The following is a 20,456-nucleotide window of genomic DNA, read 5'->3' on the forward strand; positions in this document are numbered from 1 at the left end:
GAGATAAGATTTTTTGGGACAGCCTTACTTCGTTATTTTAGGAAAGCCTAGCAATACCAAAGCATTTTCGAGCACTTCCACTTCATCCAAAAGAAGTTCAAATTGTTCTGGATAGTATGCTTCTCGATTAATCATAACGTTGCTTGCGCATTCGATCCCCTTTTCCATCAAAAAAGGACTACACTTTAGCTAGCCCTTTTCGTCACATATCTTTGAAACACTCATAATCACTCAATCTACTTTTGACCACCTATGATTTTACGCCGACTTTTGCTCATCTTCTTCTGAGGAAGGTTCATAAATACGCTTTTTGCCTATGAGAATAAAATATAAGAGGACACCAGCCCCAATCCCCCAAGCAGGGCCTTGAATGGCAGTTAACATCCCAATTGCTAAAGCTAATCCTCGTGAGACATTATCAGTCACCATCCCCATGGCAACATACGCACAAGCAAATCCTGTTAGCAAAAGAGTCAATGACAGCGCTACAGGAAGTAAAGGAAGCATGATTCCAATCATTGGTGTTAAAAACACTAATGGCAACGCTAATAAATACCAATTAATCGTTCCTGTAAAAATAGAATCCATCGCTTTTTTACTAGATTTATAACGTTCAATCACGAACACTTGAATGCCGGTCCACATCGCACCATGTAGTGGGATTAATACACCCCCTGTGAACATTTGACCAATATTTCGGATAAATAAAGAAATATGCGTACGAGTATGATTTACATCAATCGTTTCATCTTTTCTTGCTTTATTTGCTTCTTTTAAAAGCGTATCAGCCACAAGTAAATCACCAAAGACCAACACGTAGACCATAATTGAAATAGGAATAGATGCAATGATCATCGACAGAGATGGCCAACCTACCCCCCATGGTGACGTTGTCGCTAGAAGCTCACCAATTTGAGGGACAAAAATTCCCCATTCAATGTTAAATGCTAATTCTCCTGAAGCGATACCAACGATGGCAGAAACAATAAAACCGGCTAGAATCGCATTTGAGACCATGAGAACTTTTATTTTTGTATTTGGCAACCTAGAGAATGGGATTGAGAACATTAACACCAAGACAACAATCCACGCTGAAATTAACGTAAACGGTAACTCCTGCACGCGATCAAGTTCAGATTGAAAAGCTGCAATCGCGGCCCCCATAATGATCCCTGCTTTTAATGTGGTCGGAATAATCGTATTAAATTTTTCCCCCAACCCGGTTAAACCAAAAAACAAAAACAACACAGAAACTACCAATGTTACAGCGATCATCGCTTGAACGGCTTCGGGACCTGGCGTAAATCCCCCTAAGAAGACAATGATTAATGGCAGTGCTGGAGTAATCCAACCTGCGGTATAAGCATCTCCAAAGAGAAGTGTCTGTGACCAAACCCAAAACAGTTGGATTGCCAACATTGACCAAGCCACTTCAAATGGTATAGCAAAGAACTCCATCATTAACGGAGCCAATGCTCCACCTGTAGCTAGTGATAAGAATGCACCTTGAATCGCTATTGACCATGAAAAACCAACGTGAACACCTGGTACCCTCATCGTAAAAGGGCCCCATTTAATCCCCGGCTGGATTCCACCGTAAGGACGCTTTTTCCTCATAAGATCCCCCATTCCATAAAATAGTTAAAAAGATAACAAAAGTATAGCTACTTTAAAATTTCGAGACGTCATCAATCTCAATTTCACGTATATGGAATAATACTAGCCATTAAACTTGTCCATCTACGCTTCACTCGAGTACTAACCGGTTAGTACATAAATAGTTTAGTCGAACAACCGACTGCGATCAATATTTATTTGGAAATTTTAGAATATTTAGTCTTATTTCTACAAAACTAGTGATGAACAGACATAAACATCAAGCTCATTTCGTTTATTTCGACATCTATAAAAAAAGGAGCTACAACTTTTTCCTTTTTCAAGATAAAAAGTTGTAGCTCCCTCATCATTAATCAACAACCGGCTCCCTTTCTAAGGCCTCAAGAAGCTCTGCTAACGTTGTTGTTGCGAATGTTTTATGTAGTGTTTCTTCTACAATAGAAAATAAGCCGATAAGTAAATAAGGTTCTTTATTCTTTGCTTGTTCAAGTAAGCTTGGAAGTTTTCCTTCTAAGGACGTTATCACCTCGCCTATTGTCAGTTGTTCCGGGCGTCTGATTATTCGATAGCCACCATTCGAACCACGAAGACTTTGAACATAACCTAATCTTTTTAAATCAACGAGGATTTTCTTTAAATATGGCACAGGAACTGCTGTTTTCAGACCAATTTCATCGACTGGGATAACCACTCCAGGGTGTTGAGCTAAAAACAACAGCGCCTGTAACGAGTATCTGACTTTGTTTGAGTATTCCATGTTTCAACCCCTCCCAATTTCAAATAGATGTGTATATCCATCCAAATTCCACTAATATAAAACAAGCCTATCATTTGCCCTAGCCTCATGAGCGAACTTTCTCTTGGTCTAGAGAAGCCACCTAAGCGGAACCTAAGAACTCTTTCACACTAAACGACAAAAGGCTCATACTCGTCGGTGAGTATGAGCCTTCGGTTTTCCGATCAGCAACGTTTTTAGCAGTTTCAATTTTATTAACCATATAATACTATAGGTTTTGTCGGAAATAAAGCCTTTTTTATATTTTAGTAAGAAAATGACCTAAAGTCGGTCACTCGGGAACTACCTTTCCCTCTCGTGACGTTTGTCACTGACCTTATCAGAAATTACTAGTAAATTAACATTATAAGAGCTACACCTTATACATAAATTAGACAACTTTACGGAGGGATATACTATGAACCATAGATTTGAAAGAATGACAAATGTAAGCGACATTGTAACGAAAGTACCTCAAGCAAGTGACTTATTCAAAAAACATAGAATTGACTTTTGTTGTGGTGGAAATCGTCCACTCGCAGAAGCAATTGAAGAAAGAAACCTTAATGAAGAAGAAATTCTAGAGCAATTAGACAAGCTATACGATGAAACGTTTGCAGAAAACCAAACAAAAACAGATTGGACGACTGCTCCTTATTCAAACATCATTAACCATGTCGTTAAGAAACATCATGGGTACCTTACTCAGGAACTGACGCCATTAAGTCAATTTGTAACAAAGGTGTACCGTGTTCATGGCGGTGATCGTCCAGAACTAGCTGATGTCCATCAACTTTTCTTCCAGCTAAAAGATGAATTACTCGAACATTTACAAAAAGAAGAGGAAGCTGTCTTTCCGTTAATCAAAGACTATGAGGTAAACCCGACACCTGAAAAGCTTGAAAAATTACGTACGATAATTGCCGAGCTTGAAAGTGAACATGATGTAGCTGGTGCCATTTTAAGCAAAATTAGAGATGTTACAAATGACTTTGAGCTTCCTCAAGGAGCTTGTATGACGTATCAACTTACTTACCGCAGACTAGAAGATTTGGAATCAGATATGTTTCAACATGTCCACCTAGAAAATAACATTCTCTTCCCTCGAATTTTCAATGAAAAGATAGCATAATCATAAAAAGAGAAGCATGGAGCATCCATGCTTCTTTTTTATGATTGGCTCTGTTATCGTTGAATGTTGATATTGGGCTCATTTTATGGGAGATATGAATGAAATCCTATGAGAAAATAAATTTTCTCCATGATTTCATTCATATCTTCCAACCTTTCAGTACCTGATAGGCGTACGAAACTAAGGTTTCGCACGAAATGAGCCCAATATCAACGAGCATCAACACTAAGCTTTAACACAGCGCCATATGATTAGGACGAGAACACTCGTCACTTCAGTCGTGTGAGGTTCAAGATTTTAAAAATAAGCCTTTGATGGTATACCATAGATTTTGTGGTCGAAGGGCTAACCGCTTCATAAAAAAGGGATACCACTCTTTACCATATGGAACATAAATACGAACATTGTAGCCTGCCCGAATTAATTGCCTTTGAAGTTCTGTTTTAAATCCTTGCATAAGTTGAAATTCAAAACAATCTGAAGCTATTTTATGCTGCTTGACAAAACGAACGATTTTGCGAATCATATTGGCATCATGTGTTGCAATTGCAGTATAACTCCTAGTTGTTAGGCGTTGAGTAATCATCGTAAAAAAGCGCTCATCAATGATGTCTTGTTGTTGAAGCGCTACAGCGACATCCTCTTTATTTCCACCTTTAACGAAGCAAATCTTCGCACCCTGTAAAGTCCTCACATCTTGATACACTTGTTTAACATTTGCTTGCAAAACGAGCTCACAGTTTGGATACGAGGCAAGTAGTTCATTAAAAACACGAAGCGTTTGCTCATATTCACAATAATCTTCCATATCAATACTAATGATTGTATGTGCTAGACTCGCTTTTTCAAGTAGTTGCTTAAGTAATGAAACGGCATGCAATCGATCGATCCCAATCCCAAATTGTGTTAGTTTTATCGCCAACGTACAATTGAGTTGATGATCTTGAATCCATGTTAATGTCTGTAGACATTGGTTGGCAGCTTGGAGTGCATCAGACCTCGTTTCAGCGGTTTCACAAATATTCTCAACCTTGCATGAAAACCCCTCCGCATGTCTTTCCTTTACGGTAGCCATCATGCTCTCAATTGTTTCACCTGCGACGACCTGTGAGGCACCCACTCGCATTCCCAAGCGTTGCAGTCTCTTTGCTTTTGCTAATGATAAGAATAATGACTTCCTAATTTTCCCGATCATGATGCCCTTCCTTCACTTCTCAGTGATTGCATTTTTCTCCTACACTTTAAGATAACACGTTTAACGATTATCGTCAGCGCCTTCATCCTTCCACTTTTTCACATCATCAGAATCGTTAGGTCGCTCTAGTATGTCATCTCCCTTATGACAGATAAAAAAAACGAGTTTGAGCAAACCGTTGATCTACACGTCAAAAACACCTTTCGATCAAACCAAGTTCAAAAGGTGTCAGTGACTAAGTTAATTACAAGATAGCATATTTAGCTTCAGCTACTTTTACGAGCTGTTTTCCTAAGTTCTTTCCTTCAAATAGTCCTAAAAACGCATCTGGAATGTTTTCGAACCCTTCCGTAATCGTCTCTTCATACGTTAATTTTCCTTCACGTAGCCAAGTCGCTAACTCTTTTATCCCCTCTGTAAAACGGTCCTGATAATTAGCAACAATAAACCCTTGCATGAGAACACTATTTTTAACTAAGTATGGCTGAATTCGTGGACCTATATCTTTTCCAGCGGCATTATATGAAGAGATCGCCCCACAAAGCGGAATACGCGCGAAACGATTTAGTAGCGGCATCACTGCATCACTGACCTCGCCACCAACATTATCAAAATAGACATCCACACCATCTGGGCAAGAGTGTTGTAACGCCCTTTTCACACTCGTTTCTGTTTTGTAATTAATCGCTGCGTCAAAACCGAGTTCATCTAGCAAATATGAAATTTTCTCGTCAGACCCAGCAATTCCGACGACTCGTGCTCCTTTAATCTTGGCAATTTGACCTACGATTGAACCAACAGCGCCAGCGGCACCAGAAACAACAACTGTTTCCCCCTCTTGAGGTTTGCCGATCTCTAGCAAACCAAAATAGGCTGTTAACCCAGGCATTCCTAATATACCAAGCGCTGTTGTTACCGGGGCAAGCTCTGGTGAAAGCTTGCGAAGCTCATTTTCATGAGCAACGGAAAATTGTTGCCAGCCAAGCATTCCTGAAACCACATCACCTTGCTTGAATTGCGTTGATCTTGATTCAACCACTTCACCAATCACACCACCCGTAATCACTTCATCGAGCTGAAACGGAGCGATATAGGATTTCTCATCATTCATACGTCCCCTCATATAAGGGTCCACAGATAAATATAGTGTCCGAATAACAACCTCACCTTCACAAGCTCGTGGTATCGAGCCCTCAACAAATCTAAAATCCTCCATCGTTGGCAACCCTTTCGGTCGTTTCGCAAGCTGAATTTGTTTATTGACTTCAGTCATAACATATCTCCTCTCTGAATATAGTGAAAAGCCTCTTCTTCATTACATTTGACAGAATCACACACAATTCCTGTGAAAAGGTGGGCTGCCTAGAACAAGTTTATTCTTACGGTAACGTTTGAATGGATACTTCCTGTTTAAGACGATTCCAGCTCACTGAAGCTCCAAAGGCTTCACTCACAAAGCGTAACGGCACAAACGTGCGTCCTTCCTTAATGACTGGAACAGCCTCAATCTCAACTGCTTGACCATTGACACTCGCTTGCGTTGAGCCTACCTCTAACTCAATTAACGTATGCCCGTCCTCTGCTGTTATCTGTTGATTTGAAGCGTCCCAGCTCACAAAAGTTCCTAGTTGCTCAAAGATCGCTCGTAAAGGTACGAATGTGTGCCCTTTTTCTATAAACGGTTCTTCTTGATAGTCTTGGGTTTCTCCATCAATCGTCACAATAAGACCTGAATGTGTAGGCTCATCTTCTCTGTACTGTAAATCGCTGATTTTCCATCCTTCGCTCGTGTCATTGACTGTTAAAACTTCATAATGATCGTCCCACGTAACCGGACCTTCATATTGAGCTGGGAAAAACTCATAGATAAGGTAGCGATTATTCGCCCTGTCATATGCAACATTTGTACGATCATCATAACTATAGAACGGGATGTATGTAATAAAAAAATCAGTTCCCAAGCTAATATACCCGTTCTCATCATGAAAAAGATGATCATCTGCAAATCTTGCTGTAAACTCTGGCGTAAAAAAAGGATGTAACACCTCTTCTACCTCTTGCCAACTGCGATGGGTTTCTCCTAATGACAATTGCGCCTCATAAGCTTCTTGTAAAAAAGAAAACATCTCTTCTTTTGTCTCGGCCTGAGCCGTTCCTGAGAATGTCCATAGGCTAGCAAATATAAACGAACATCCTAAAACGAAGATCACCTTCGATATCGACTGCATCATTCATTTCCCCCTTCGCAGCGTTTGGAGCCTGTCCAATGTATTCTATTTAAAATGTATGACAATGCACTGGAAAACATTCAAAAAATCTAGTCAACTTTTTCTAGTCGCCTATGAATAAAAGGATTAAAACGTCTTTTCCTCCATATAGATGTATTAAAGAACTGCCAAACATTCGGCACCACGTGCCAACGATTAAGCAACAAGAAAGGGGGAGTCCAATGTTCGTTGAGCATACCAATACGAAGGAAATGTTACATGCAATTGTCGATACGATCGATGAGGGCATTCATGTAATCGATATCAACGGCATTACGATCTATTACAATCAAATTGCCGCCAAACATGATGGTGTCCACCCACATGAGGTCGTCGGAAAGCCCCTCCTCGATGTCTTCCCATCATTAACTCGCTCAACAAGTACACTATTGAAAGTGGTTAAAACAGGGAAGCCGATTTATCATCAACAGCAGACCTATACAAATATTCGCGGCGAACTAATAGACACCGTTAATACAACAATCCCTATTTACGTTAAAGATCAGCTTGTCGGTGCCTTAGAAGTGGCGAAAGACTTAACCAAAATTAAACAACTATCCGAAAAACTGCTTGACATTCAAAGTGCAGTCGCAACGAACCAAACAACAGCCGTTGATCAAGAACAGCAGCCCTTCAACGGGGCAACCTATCATATGCAGGATATTATTACATCGAACAAAACCTTGCTGAACATGAAAACAACTGCCTTAAAAGCCGCTAAAACCTCTTCCCCTGTTCTTGTATATGGAGAAACTGGAACAGGGAAAGAATTGCTTGTCCAAGCGATTCATAATGCTTCACCAAGAAGGAAACAACATTTCATAGCTCAAAACTGTGCAGCGATCCCTCCGTCACTATTAGAGGGGATCCTTTTTGGAACTACAAAAGGAAGTTTTACAGGGGCCGTTGATCGACCTGGCTTATTTGAATTAGCTCATAATGGTACTCTTTTTCTCGATGAAATTCACTCGATGCCACAGGATATACAAGCAAAATTACTGAGGGTTCTTCAGGATGGTGTCGTCCGCCGGGTTGGGAGCACAAAAGGCCATCGCTTTGATGTGCGGATCATTACAGCGATCAACCGCCCACCATTAGATTGTGTAAAGAATGAGCAGATTCGCGAAGACCTGTATTATCGTATTAATGTCGTCTCTTTCCATCTCCCCCCATTGCGGGAACGCTACGAAGACTTAACCCTTTTAACCGATCACTTCATCAAGACGTATAACTTCCGCTTTCATAAACTTGTCACCTCCATCGATCGTGAGGTTATGGACGTGTTTCACTCGTACCAATGGCCAGGAAATGTACGAGAACTCCAACATACGATAGAAGCAGCTATGAATCTTGTTGAAGGAGACACGATAAAAAAAGAGCATTTGCCACTCCATTTACAAGAAATTACTACACCTTCAACACGATCATTGCAATCTTTCCCCTCACTACGCACGGCTCTTGCTGACGTCGAAGAAGAGTTAATCACAAAAGCGTTAACAAAAACGAATGGTAATATCAAACAAGCGGCAAAGCTCCTAGATATTCCTCGTCAAACACTGCAATACAAACTCTCGAAACGTAACCGCTAGAAACAAACTGCCAAGTTTTGAGCACTTCTTACCGATACCATTACAAAGCAAATCGACGGATTCACTTATACCATACGGTTTCCCCCTCCTTCCCCTCTTTGGCATAAACCTTGCATAGTAAAAGAGTGAAAAGCGTTCACTTTTCAAAAGGAGGTATCCTCATGCTTAATGATTTATATAAACCGAAACGACACTGGAAAGACATTGACCTTTGGAAAGATGTCACAGACGAACAATGGAATGACTGGTTGTGGCAGCTCACGAATACTGTACGAACCGTTGATGATCTGAAAAAAGTGATTAACTTAACTCCAGAGGAAGAAAAGGGGGTACGAATTTCGACAAAAACAATTCCTTTAAATATTACTCCTTATTATGCTTCATTAATGAATCCCGATGATCCACGCTGTCCGATTCGGATGCAATCTGTACCGATCTCACAGGAAATGCACAAAACAAAATACGATCTCGAAGATCCACTACACGAGGATGAAGACTCACCTGTACCAGGCTTGACCCATCGCTACCCAGATCGTGTCCTTTTTTTAGTGACCAATCAATGTTCGATGTATTGTCGTTATTGTACTCGCAGACGTTTCTCTGGGCAAATTGGGATGGGCGTACCGAAAAAACAACTTGATGGTGCGATTGAATATATCGCCTCTACCCCTGAAGTTCGAGATGTGTTAATTTCCGGTGGTGATGGCTTACTCATAAACGATCAAATTTTAGAATATATCCTAAAAAATCTGCGTGCGATCCCGCATGTTGAAATTATTCGAATCGGCACTCGTGCCCCAGTCGTGTTCCCACAACGAATCACCGAAAATCTTTGCAACATCTTAAAGAAATATCATCCGGTTTGGCTTAATACTCATTTTAATACGTCAATTGAAATTACTGAGGAATCAAAACGAGCATGTGAAATGCTTGTCAATTCGGGTGTACCTGTCGGAAACCAAGCGGTCATCTTAGCTGGTATTAATGATAGTACAACGATTATGAAAAAGCTCATGCATGATCTAGTAAAAATTCGCGTTCGCCCGTACTACATTTACCAATGTGATCTCTCAGAAGGAATTAGCCATTTCCGCGCCCCCGTTTCAAAAGGGTTAGAAATTATCGAAGCATTGCGCGGTCACACGTCTGGATATGCTGTTCCTACCTTCGTCGTCGATGCTCCAGGTGGAGGTGGCAAAATCGCCTTGCAGCCGAACTACATGATTTCACAAAGCCCTGATAAAGTCGTCTTACGTAATTTTGAAGGAGTCATTACCACGTATCCTGAGCCAAAAGATTATGTCCCTGGCAGAGCCGATGATTACTTTAAAAACGTTTATGAAATCGAAGAGAAACCATCCGTTGGGATCACTGCTCTGATGAAAGATGAACAATTTAACTTAACGCCGGAAAAAGTCGCCCGCTTAGATCGCAGAAAAAAATATGAAAGTGATGAATCGCATACGTCGTTAAAAGATCGACGCGAAAAACGTGATCAGCTAATCGAGAAAAAATGGAAAAAGCAACAATCAACAACTGATGAATCTTCATAAACTAACTTAGATAGCCTCAACATTAGACACACAGCAACGATCAATCTACAATCCTATGTCGTTGAAACGTCAATGAATCTGTATAAAAAGGAGTGAGTGCTATGATCAGGTGTGAATGGTGCGGAGCAGATGAAGCAAGAAAAACAGATAAAGTCGCCTATTGGGAACTACATGATGGACTACGCGCTGTCGAAATCCGCGACATCCCTTCGATTCACTGTAGCAATTGCGAGATGCATTATTTAACCGAAGATACGATCGACCAAATTGAAGATCAGCTGATGCTTATTGATATAAAAAAGCTAGCAAACACGTTTACCTATCAGGAATTAATGGATCAGCCGCGACTGCTAGCGAAAAATTATTTTAAGTTTTAGATTAACCAAATGTCGGGGTAGGCTACAGCCTACCCCGACATTTAATTTGTAGTTGGAACATCCATATGGTAATTTCACCAAATATATAACGCCGTTACTATTTTCATAAAACAGTGAAACACCTTTTTAGTAATTATTCAGGCTGGTTTGGAACATTCGGATCTGGTGTGAACGTTTGTTCAAACCCTTCATACTGAATTTCTGCTACCATCCCGCCACTTGCATGATGGAATTCGTGACAATGGAATAACCAATTGCCTGGATTTTTTGCTTCGAATACAATTTCATATGTCTCACCTGGTCGGACATTTAACGTATCTTTTAAAATTGGTGATCCTTGAATTGGCTGACCATCTTTTGAAATAACATTGAAAAACTCTCCATGTAAGTGCATTGGATGATCATCATCCGTGTCGTTTTTGATCGTAAATTTCACGACATCTCCCTCTGCAACATCATAAATTTCATGGTCAGGAAACTTCTTACCATTAATCGTAAATGTTTCACCGTTATCATTAGTTTCAAGTAGCATATCATATTCTTTTGTGACGTTACCAGCAATATCTTTAGGCTCACCATAGGTTGTAAAATCAAAATAAGCAGATGCATCTGCTGTTTGCAATTGATCATTTTCATAGCCTGCATATACAAGCGGAATTGCTATGTTTAAATTGTCTCTGTTATCTTCTGCCAATACTTGTATACCCCAAGCTCCTGGATTATCTAGTTCAAGTTCGACATCAAAACGTTCAGCAGGGGCAATACGCAAGGCCTCATCACTAATCCACTCGGGTTCATTCACTTCTTGCCCGTCATAGTGCGTTATTTTGTAGGAATGTCCTGGGATCGTAACGGTTTGAGTAAATAAGCCTGCATTAAGGAAGCGTAACTTAACTGTTTCTCCCTCGTCAACAACCAATGGTTCTACATGAACTCCAGTTTTCCCATTAATTAACGGTGTATCATACATGAGCCTCATCATCTCCGCGTGGGACATCTCAGGGTCATGACCCATTCCGTTACCGTTCATATCACCGTGAGCCATGCCTTCATGATCCATATGACCGTCATTCATATCACTGTGATCCATATCTCCATGGTCCATGTGCCCGTCATTCATATCACTGTGATCCATGTCACCGTGAGACATATCCATCCCCATTGATGACCACTCATCAATAATGATTATTTCATCTAAATCATACGCTGGTTGATCTTTCGGCTCGACGATAAACGCACCATAAAGTCCTCGCCCAACTTGTTCTGCTCCTTTTTGATGTGAATGGTACCAATAAGTACCCGGTGTATCAGCAACATACTCATACATAAATTCTTCTCCTGGCATAATCGCATTTTGTGTCACACCTGGAACCCCGTCCATTTCATTCGGTACAGGAAAACCATGAAGGTGGACAGCCGTTGCCGTTGGCAAAGAGTTTTTCACATGTAGGGTGACGTGGTCACCTTCTGTGACCCGTATTTCCTTCCCAGGTAATGTTCCATTATATGTCCAAATATCATCCATGATCTCGTCATTAAACATCCAATGAGCTTCTTTTGCTTCAATAGTAAAAACTTTTTCAGTTTCGTAACTATCGTTTGAAGCTACTTCTTCAACTACTTCCTCCTCAACATCAGCCAAACCCTCACTTTCAGTCCCAGTGTCATTACTACATGCCCCAAGAATCAAAACGAAAGCGAGTAACAATCCAATTAAATATGATTTTCTTCTCATCAGTTTATCTCCCCTATAAAATTATTTATCTATACCATGATCATAAAAGCAAAGTATAAAGAAAGTATGAAGAAAACAAAAACTAAAAATGAACATTCCGTGACATCGACAACTCTTTTTTTACTATAAGCATATAGGAACATATAAATTATAGTATAAGAGCTGCCGCTAAATAATAATTAAGAAAGAAGGATAGGTTTCAGCGAATTTTCCACTAACCTACCCTTCTTTTTATAATCTATTACGCTATTCTAGACGTCTTATAAATTACTTTTCTAGAAAATCAATTCATCTGGATGATTTTCGTATCAATCCGGCTAACATCTTAAACGTATCTCATTAGGTAATAAAATCACCCATTAAACAACCTCCGTTTTAAACTTTCTTAATCGGAGTGTATTTAATATCACAGATACAGAACTAAATGCCATTGCTGCACCCGCTAGCATTGGATTTAAAAATAGACCAAAGAATGGATATAATAACCCTGCAGCCACTGGGATTAGTACCACATTATACCCAAAAGCCCATCCAAGGTTTTGCCAGATCATTCTCATTGTAGCTTTCGATAGCTTGAGGGCGGTAACTACTCCAATGATATCTCCTCGCATGAGGGTGATGTTTGCTGTTTCCATTGCGACATCTGTCCCGGTACCTAGTGCAATTCCAAGATCTGCTTGAGCAAGGGCGGGAGCATCATTAATACCATCGCCAACCATTGCCACGACTTTTCCTTCATTTTGTAACTTCTCAATCTCTTCTGCTTTATGTTCCGGTAAAACTTCCGCAATAAAATGATCAATTCCGGCTTCTTTTGCAATCGCTTGTGCGGTACGCTTATGATCCCCCGTTAGCATAATGACCTCAAGTCCCATTGCTTTTAACATTTGTACAGCTTGCACGGTATTCTTTTTTAGAGTATCAGCTACGGCAATAACACCAGCAAATTGTCCATTAATGGCAGCATACATTGGCGTTTTTCCTTGATCAGCTAATTGCTCTGTCTTATCGATTAATTGCCCAACGTCAATCTCAAATTTTTTCATTAACTTTATATTTCCAACTAAAACCTCTTTTCCGTTAACATTTGCCAAAATACCATGCCCAACAATCGCTTCAAATGATGTGACTTCATCCAATGATAACCCCTTTTCTTTAGCAGCAGAAACAATTGCTTCACCTAAAGGATGCTCAGATGATGTCTCAACAGAGGCGACGGTTTTTAATAATTCATCTTCCGAAACAATGTTGGTTGAAAATAAATCAGTGAGTTTCGGTTTCCCCTCTGTAATCGTTCCTGTTTTATCCAATACAACCGTATTGGTTTTATGAGCAAGTTCTAAGCTAGTGGCATCTTTAATTAACACCCCATTTTCAGCACCTTTTTCTGTACCTACCATAATCGCAGTAGGTGTTGCTAATCCTAGTGCACAAGGACAAGCAATTATCAATACGGCAATAAACGTAGTAAGTGCAAAAATCAAGGAAGGATCTGGACCAACAACATACCAAACGATAAATGAAAGGGTAGCTATAACAACAACAGACGGTACAAAGTAGGCAGAAACAAGGTCGACAATGCGCTGAATCGGCGCCTTTGATCCTTGGGCCTCATTCACCATACGGATGATTTGTGCCAATGCCGTTTCTTTTCCAACTTTTGTAGCTCGTAGCGTGAAGCTTCCAGATTTATTAATCGTAGCACCGATGACTTCATTTCCTTCTGTTTTTTCAACTGGAATCGATTCACCAGTCAGCATCGATTCATCAACTGCTGACTTCCCTCGTATGACAACACCATCGACTGGAATTCGTTCACCTGGTCTAACGATAACCTCATCGTTAATTTCAACTTGACCCACTGGGATTTCTAGTTCTTTCCCGTTTCGGTTTACTCTTGCTGTTTTCGCTTGAAGACTCATTAATGTCTTAATAGCAGTTGATGTTTTTCCTTTTGCCTTTGCCTCAAAATAGCGACCTAACAAAATTAATGTTGTAATAACTGTCGTTACATCATAGTACAATTGATAAGGGAAGCCCATGTCAGTTAAGGTTACCGGGAATAATGTCATCGCTCCACTATATAACCAAGCAGATGTTGTTCCCATTGCCACTAATACGTTCATATCAGCAGATTTATTTTTCAGCACTTTGTAACTATTGCTATAAAATCTCCACCCTGGAACTAATTGAACGTAACTTGTTAAAAGTAAAAGAAAGAGGGGGTTTGTAATAAGGTCAGGAAGCCAAGCCCCCCATCCTTCCATCATATGAGGAATACTACCTATTAAGACGATGATCGTTACGACGGCACTATAAGTAAAATCCTTTCTTAACTTTTTAGTTTCTAGTTCCTGGACATCCTTAACGTCACTTTCCATATCATCTTCAATGAACGAGGTTTCATAGCCTAATTCCTCTACAGCTGTGATAATGGTTTGTGGATCTAAACTTCCATCCTGAATCTCGACCTGAGCTTGATTTGCTGCTAGATTTACATTGACACTTCTCACACCATCGAGCTTTGATATCACTTTTTCTACACGATTAACACAAGAAGAACATGTCATACCTTGAATGGATAACAACAACTTCTTTTCTTTTTGCTCATGATTTTCATCCATATTTTTAGCAACGTAACCTAGCTTTTCAATAGCCTCAATGATTTGCTTAGAACTCACCTTTGAAGGGTCAACTTCCACTTGTGCTTGGTTCGAAGCCAAATTAACATTGACTGATTTGACTCCTTCTATTCTAGCCACTATCTTCTCAACCCGATTAACACAAGAGGCACAAGTCATACCTTGAACAGAAAAAATCATTTTCATCGTTTATCCCTCCTTTATATCCTTAGAGGATTGAACCTTACAAATAATACCCGATCAATGAGGAGCACTACCTCTACGAACCTTTACTCTCCAGCAAGACTTTTTATGATTGAACATTCATCGACCGAAAACCCTTTACCTGGGCATTCTATAGAAAGCAATTCTAGGGCATCCTTCATCCTTTGAAGATCCTTAATTTTTTTCTCAATCTGTTCGATTTTATTATCTGTGATTTCTTTTACTTCCTTCGCATCGTGACAACTTCTATGATCTGAAATTGTCAATAATTCTTTAATTTCTTCTAAAGTAAATCCCAATTCTTGTGACCTCTTAATAAATGAGATTCGTTTTACAGTTTCTGTTGGAAATAATCTATACCCTGACTCTGTACGAGGCGGTTCAGCAACCAGCCCTCTTTTTAAATAATATCGAATTGTTTCCGTATTTATATTTGACTCTTTCGCTAATTGAGACCTCGTTAGGTTCATTATTCCTTCCCCCCTTTAAATATATAATAAACTCAGTACCTTACTACAAAGTCAATACCTTTCATGAATTTTTATATTAAAATCTGACTATCCATGACCGTCCCTTAATACGGCTAATAAAAAAGGTTTACAAACGTGTGTAAGACTGTTCGCGCCTATGCACTTATTTAGCCCTAGCTCTTGTTATGCGACCTTCTCGATCGTATTATAGGCAATACATTCCCTATCCATTTTCGGTCATTACCTTCTTCATTCGTTTAAACTCTTCTTCATTTATCTCCCCTTTTGCAAACCTCTCTTCTAAAATGATCAAATGATTAGGGGTTTCAGAATTTTGTTTTTCCTTTGAAATTTTCACTAGATAAATGATAAAATAAACAAAACCAACGAAGACTGCAATATGAAATAACATCATAATCAGCATTGACGTGGCTCCTAGGCCACCCATCATCCAGTTCATATGCTCTCCAAAGTTCATCACGATTTACCTCCTTATAATCAGGACTTACCATTTTTACACCTTGTCTATTGACTCTTCCAACGAGTTATTATTACAAAATATAACAAAAAAGTATAAAGAAAGTATGAAGTTGAATAGGATCCATATTTCAGACATTTATTATGTGGGATTTCACAAGCTAAATAATTACCACCTGTATCGTCTTCGTAGCTTTCAACTTTCACCACAAAAATTGCGATCATACTTGGACGAACATAAGCCTTTTGTTTATAAAGATCTAGTTTTTTTCACTTATTAATCATTAGGATATTTTATCTTTTCAGTAGATAGATAAAAAATGTTGTTCCTTTGCCTTCAACACTTTCTACTTTGACATCACCCTGATGTAATTCTATCACTTGTTTTACAATAGCAAGTCCTAAACCACTGCCACCACTTTTACTAGACCGAGACTTATCAACCCTATAGAAACGATCCCAAATATGAGGTAAGTCATCTCTAGGTATTCCTCTTCCTGTATCACTAATTTCAATAATAGTGTGGTGATCATTTTCACTTAATTTCAGTGTAACTTTCCCCCCTTTGACTGTATATCTTATACTATTCTCAATGAGGTTGATAACTGCTTGACCCATACGATGCTGATCAACCGTTAATTCCATATCATCATTTGCAATAATTTCGTATGTTAAAGAATTTTGATCAAACATCAGCTGTCTACTTTCTAAAATCGAGTACAACCATGGTACAGCTTTAATCGTTTCTAACTCTAAGCTAACACGACCTTCTTCTAACTTTGTTAACTGGAATAAATCCCTTACTAAATGTTCCATTCTCGTTGCTTCTTGATAAATAACAGCTAAATTTCGATCCAAATCCTTTCTATCAATATCATCAGTATCTCTCATAATTGCTGAATATCCCTTAATATAAGTAATTGGTGTCCGGAGGTCATGTGAAATATGTGAGATAAATTGCTGTCTCGAATCACGGTATTCTTTTAATTGTTTAGCCATCAATGAAATATCACTAGCTAGCTGTCCAACCTCATCTTCACCCGTAATGCTAGGTGTATTATCAAAATCACCTTTAGCAATCTGATTTGCCGCTCTTCCCATTTCAGTAAGCGGTTTTGAAATTTTTCTAGTTAAATAGATCGTCATTAGAAACCCTATAGTAAATGTTAAAATACCCATGATGATTAATACCACTGCTAACTTTACCTTCGTTTGCTCAAACTGACCTGTATCTTGATCGATAAATAAATATCCTTTGATTTCATCATTTACAATAATAGGCTGCAATGCCCAAATGTGCGGGATATGAAAATCGATCCCTGTATTAAAATAATCGATAATAGGATAATCGTTATATGTTTGTAGTTGTTCATTTACCCAATCATAATAGGTTACCATCCATTCATCCTGAACATGGTTAGACTTAACTACGGTAGAGAGGTCTACATCAAAAAGGACCAAATGAACATCGTCCTTTTCTTCCATCGTTAACACATGCTGAATCGTTTCTAATTCAAAATGTTCTTGAATAACTCTCGTATGAGCAATGATCCGATGCGACACATCTTCTGTTAAATTGTTTTTATAAAAAGTTTTTGAAATCGTATAGGACATAAAGATCATCATACTAATTACAATAATCAACAAACAAACAATGATCATTGTAATCTTTGTTGATAACCGTTTCTTCATAGCTACTACTCCTTGGTTACTAATTTAAAGATTCATGCGCTGCAGCTTCGGGCACCTCTTATAATACCAAGCGGGCTCTTTTTTGTTCACTTCATTTATAGGCACAGCCCTCCTCAATCATTTGATAACCAATACCCCAAACTGTTTCAATGATCCTTTTTTCAAAGTTAACTTGCTTTAATTTTTCCCGTATATTTTTTATATGTGCATCAACTGTTCTTGTATCCCCCCCGTAATGATCATCCCATTCCAATTCTAATAAATGCTCACGACTGTATACTCGTCCTGTATTAGTTGCTAACCGACTTAGTAAGTTGAATTCTTTTTTCGTAAAAGGAATGGTCATTCCTCGATATGCAACTTTCATTTTTTCTAAGTCAAATTGAAGGTCATGTACTCTGAACTGTTCCTTTTTTGTATCACGATTTACTCTCCTCAATACGGATTCGATTCTAGCTACAAGCTCACGAGGTTCAAAAGGTTTTGTGATATAGTCATCAGCACCAGTTTGCAAGCCCTCAACCACTTTTTCCGACTCACCTAAAGCAGTCAATAATATGACTGGTAACTCCTCATCGATAGCTTCACGAATTTTTTTTAGTACTTCAAACCCATCAACAGTGGGCATCATAATATCTAATATTATTAAATCATAAGTACGGTCCATCACTTTTTGTAGAGCTTCATAGCCAGAAACTGCCTCTTCAATCACATAACCTTGGGGCTTTAAACAGATCGATAATAAGTTCCTCATTTCTAATTCATCATCAACAATTAATATTCTCTTCTGCATTGTACGTTCCTCCATCAGAAAAAGTTAATTAGTCCTAGATATTATTTTAAACTACTTTGATTCGTTCGATCATATCACCTTATGTCGAATAACATAAAAAATTATAAATATCTTTGTCTTTGCAACTATAAAGCCTTCTCCAATATTTTAGAGAAAAAGTGTGTAGAAACAATGAAATTCTATCCTTTTATCTTTAAATAGATACCTTATGACATGCTCGTAGGTATGAACCACGGTAGATAGCTTTATTTTTATCATTAGCTTAACAACTTCTACTTTTTCCAATTTCCTCTCTCAGCATCTCATCATTAAAGCTATAGCTAGTATCAATTGGTTGCCATCTACTTATTTTTAGATAAACTAGATAATATACTTTAAACTAATGATCAAATTAATCTGTAAAAAAACAAGGAGGAAACATGACTTTTTTAATTATTTTAGTCGCCATTTTTGCATAGTAGCTCTCGTCCTTACATTATCGGTCACAAAAGATACAGACTCCGAGTATAGAAGTAGTCAGAGTATCAATAATCAATTATTCATGTATACGATTCTCATTCCTATAATCGTTGTTCTTTCAGTATTAGGTTGGATTTTTGTATTTTAATCCACTATGATTTGAATAGATAGAAAGAGTGGCCCAAAATCATAGATTTTAGTTTCGTTTCTGGAAGGGGGTTTGACCATGAATACTCATCATAGAAAACATAAATGGCAGGGAAATTCTTTGGTTTCATTAAAAGATTTACATCGTAAAAATATCGCGGCAGGAATTGTTGCAGGGATATTTGTCATTACAGGACCTACCGCACTCATTTTGGAAGCGGCATCCAATTGGAATTTTAGCGTGACAGAGACAGTTTTATGGGTATTTGCAGTGTATACATTTGGAGGTTTATTTGGGATTCTTCTTCCTTTATATTACCGTATCCCTATTACTGGTGGGCATACTCTTACGGGTGTTGCTTTTTTATCGACAGCAGCACCTCTTTTTACGTACCATGAATTAATAGGTGCATACATCATTTCCGGAATCCTTATGTTATTGATCGGAGTCAGCGGCTTTTTCTCAAAACTCATACGTTTAATACCGAGAGAAGTTCTTTCTGCCATGTTAGCAGGGATGATTACTACGTATATGATTGACTTTATCATTTCGATTAACCAATTAGCATTAATAGGGCTAGTCTCCCTGCTTGCTTTTTTTATTTTTAGCAAATGGAAAATAAACATTCCGCCTGTTATTGCTGCAATTACCGTTGGGTTTATTGTATTACTCCTAACATATCCAATCGATGGTGCTGGCTCGTCTTTAGGACTAGTTATCCCACAACCGCACTTGCCGGAGTTTAATGCATTAAGCTTGCTCTCGATCTCCATTCCGCTCGTTTTACTCATTTTAAGTAATGATACAGCGGTCGCTCTAGGTGCCTTAAACCAAAATAAATATAAGGTACCAGTAAATTCCATTCTCACATCAAGTGGCTTTTTTTCAATTGTAACGAGTTTCTTTGGAGGTCAATCAGCTAATATTGCTGGGATGGCAACCGCAATCTGTTCCGACCATGAAGCCGGACCTAAAGAAAAACGTTACATGGGGGCCGTTGTTGCAGGTATCCTTCTTTTATTATTCGGCTTATTTTCGTGGAAACTAGTTCCACTTATCCTATCATTACCAACAGCGTTTATTTCTATTATTGTAGGATTTTCACTCCTTGGTGTATTTGGAAATAGTCTGCACCAGAGTTTTTCTACACAATCGTTAAAATTAAGTACAACATTTGCCTTCATTATTGCGTTATCCAATATAACAATCGCTAGTATAAGTGCACCGGTATGGGCCTTGTTAATCGGCACGCTTATTGCTCGGTATATTGAGAATGAGAAGACGTATCAAACAGAGAAAAAGGACAAAAAGACGGCATAATCCCAACGATC

At 38.8% G+C, this 20,456-nt stretch carries 16 protein-coding genes; 5 read left to right on the forward strand and 11 right to left on the reverse strand.

Annotated features, from left to right (window positions below):
• Positions 1-258: 258 nt before the first annotated feature.
• Together KH400_RS15465 and KH400_RS15470 are read right to left on the reverse strand one after the other, a co-directional pair.
• A complete protein-coding gene (locus KH400_RS15465) occupies positions 259-1,617 on the reverse strand; it encodes a solute carrier family 23 protein (protein ID WP_217226098.1) in 1,359 nt (452 codons plus the stop codon).
• A 349-nt stretch (positions 1,618-1,966) separates the two neighbouring features.
• Positions 1,967-2,374: an RrF2 family transcriptional regulator gene (locus tag KH400_RS15470; RefSeq protein ID WP_217226100.1), complete on the reverse strand. Its 408-nt coding sequence runs from the start codon at positions 2,372-2,374 to the stop codon at positions 1,967-1,969.
• Between the two features lie 436 nt (positions 2,375-2,810).
• Between KH400_RS15470 and ric the strand changes: the two genes are divergently transcribed.
• Positions 2,811-3,524 carry an iron-sulfur cluster repair di-iron protein gene (gene ric, locus KH400_RS15475; protein ID WP_217226103.1) on the forward strand — a complete coding sequence of 238 codons (714 nt, stop codon included), beginning with the start codon at positions 2,811-2,813 and terminating at the stop codon, positions 3,522-3,524.
• Between the two features lie 289 nt (positions 3,525-3,813).
• On the opposite strand, the gene KH400_RS15480 is transcribed toward ric, so the two are convergent.
• The 3 genes from KH400_RS15480 to KH400_RS15490 form a co-directional block, all read right to left on the reverse strand.
• Complete coding sequence (locus tag KH400_RS15480) at positions 3,814-4,719, reverse strand: proline dehydrogenase family protein (RefSeq protein WP_217226105.1); 906 nt, start codon at positions 4,717-4,719, stop codon at positions 3,814-3,816.
• Between the two features lie 244 nt (positions 4,720-4,963).
• Positions 4,964-5,992 (reverse strand): NADPH-dependent curcumin/dihydrocurcumin reductase, encoded by a 1,029-nt coding sequence (gene curA / locus KH400_RS15485; protein ID WP_217226107.1) that lies wholly within the window; start codon positions 5,990-5,992, stop codon positions 4,964-4,966.
• Positions 5,993-6,098: 106 nt separating this feature from the next.
• Positions 6,099-6,950, reverse strand: a complete 852-nt coding sequence (locus tag KH400_RS15490; protein ID WP_217226109.1) for a DUF3993 domain-containing protein — start codon at positions 6,948-6,950, stop codon at positions 6,099-6,101.
• 218 nt (positions 6,951-7,168) lie between these two features.
• Here KH400_RS15490 and KH400_RS15495 point away from each other — a divergent pair, with 218 nt between their 5' ends.
• The 3 genes from KH400_RS15495 to KH400_RS15505 all read left to right on the forward strand — a co-directional run bounded on the left by KH400_RS15495 (position 7,169) and on the right by KH400_RS15505 (position 10,505).
• Positions 7,169-8,575 (forward strand): sigma-54 interaction domain-containing protein, encoded by a 1,407-nt coding sequence (locus tag KH400_RS15495; protein ID WP_217226111.1) that lies wholly within the window; start codon positions 7,169-7,171, stop codon positions 8,573-8,575.
• A 161-nt stretch (positions 8,576-8,736) separates the two neighbouring features.
• Complete coding sequence (gene kamA, locus KH400_RS15500; RefSeq protein WP_217226113.1) at positions 8,737-10,128, forward strand: lysine 2,3-aminomutase; 1,392 nt, start codon at positions 8,737-8,739, stop codon at positions 10,126-10,128.
• 101 nt (positions 10,129-10,229) lie between these two features.
• Positions 10,230-10,505 carry a YokU family protein gene (locus KH400_RS15505; RefSeq protein ID WP_217226114.1) on the forward strand — a complete coding sequence of 92 codons (276 nt, stop codon included), beginning with the start codon at positions 10,230-10,232 and terminating at the stop codon, positions 10,503-10,505.
• Between the two features lie 133 nt (positions 10,506-10,638).
• On the opposite strand, the gene KH400_RS15510 is transcribed toward KH400_RS15505, so the two are convergent.
• The 6 genes from KH400_RS15510 to KH400_RS15535 form a co-directional block, all read right to left on the reverse strand.
• Positions 10,639-12,240, reverse strand: a complete 1,602-nt coding sequence (locus tag KH400_RS15510; protein ID WP_217226116.1) for a multicopper oxidase family protein — start codon at positions 12,238-12,240, stop codon at positions 10,639-10,641.
• Between the two features lie 359 nt (positions 12,241-12,599).
• Positions 12,600-15,068 carry a heavy metal translocating P-type ATPase gene (locus tag KH400_RS15515; RefSeq protein WP_217226118.1) on the reverse strand — a complete coding sequence of 823 codons (2,469 nt, stop codon included), beginning with the start codon at positions 15,066-15,068 and terminating at the stop codon, positions 12,600-12,602.
• Positions 15,069-15,151: 83 nt separating this feature from the next.
• Positions 15,152-15,556 carry a MerR family DNA-binding protein gene (locus KH400_RS15520; RefSeq protein ID WP_217226120.1) on the reverse strand — a complete coding sequence of 135 codons (405 nt, stop codon included), beginning with the start codon at positions 15,554-15,556 and terminating at the stop codon, positions 15,152-15,154.
• A gap of 223 nt (positions 15,557-15,779) precedes the next feature.
• Positions 15,780-16,034, reverse strand: coding sequence for an SHOCT domain-containing protein (locus KH400_RS15525; RefSeq protein ID WP_369009382.1), 255 nt, complete (start codon positions 16,032-16,034; stop codon positions 15,780-15,782).
• A 293-nt stretch (positions 16,035-16,327) separates the two neighbouring features.
• Positions 16,328-17,725 carry a sensor histidine kinase gene (locus KH400_RS15530; protein WP_217226124.1) on the reverse strand — a complete coding sequence of 466 codons (1,398 nt, stop codon included), beginning with the start codon at positions 17,723-17,725 and terminating at the stop codon, positions 16,328-16,330.
• A 91-nt stretch (positions 17,726-17,816) separates the two neighbouring features.
• Positions 17,817-18,518 (reverse strand): response regulator transcription factor, encoded by a 702-nt coding sequence (locus KH400_RS15535; RefSeq protein WP_217226126.1) that lies wholly within the window; start codon positions 18,516-18,518, stop codon positions 17,817-17,819.
• Between the two features lie 685 nt (positions 18,519-19,203).
• Between KH400_RS15535 and KH400_RS15540 the strand changes: the two genes are divergently transcribed.
• Positions 19,204-20,445, forward strand: a complete 1,242-nt coding sequence (locus tag KH400_RS15540) for a benzoate/H(+) symporter BenE family transporter (RefSeq protein WP_217226128.1) — start codon at positions 19,204-19,206, stop codon at positions 20,443-20,445.
• The last annotated feature ends 11 nt before the right edge of the window (positions 20,446-20,456 follow it).

Origin of the sequence: Desertibacillus haloalkaliphilus (genome assembly GCF_019039105.1) — a bacterium.
Classification (GTDB): Bacteria; Bacillota; Bacilli; order Bacillales; family KJ1-10-99; genus Desertibacillus; species Desertibacillus haloalkaliphilus.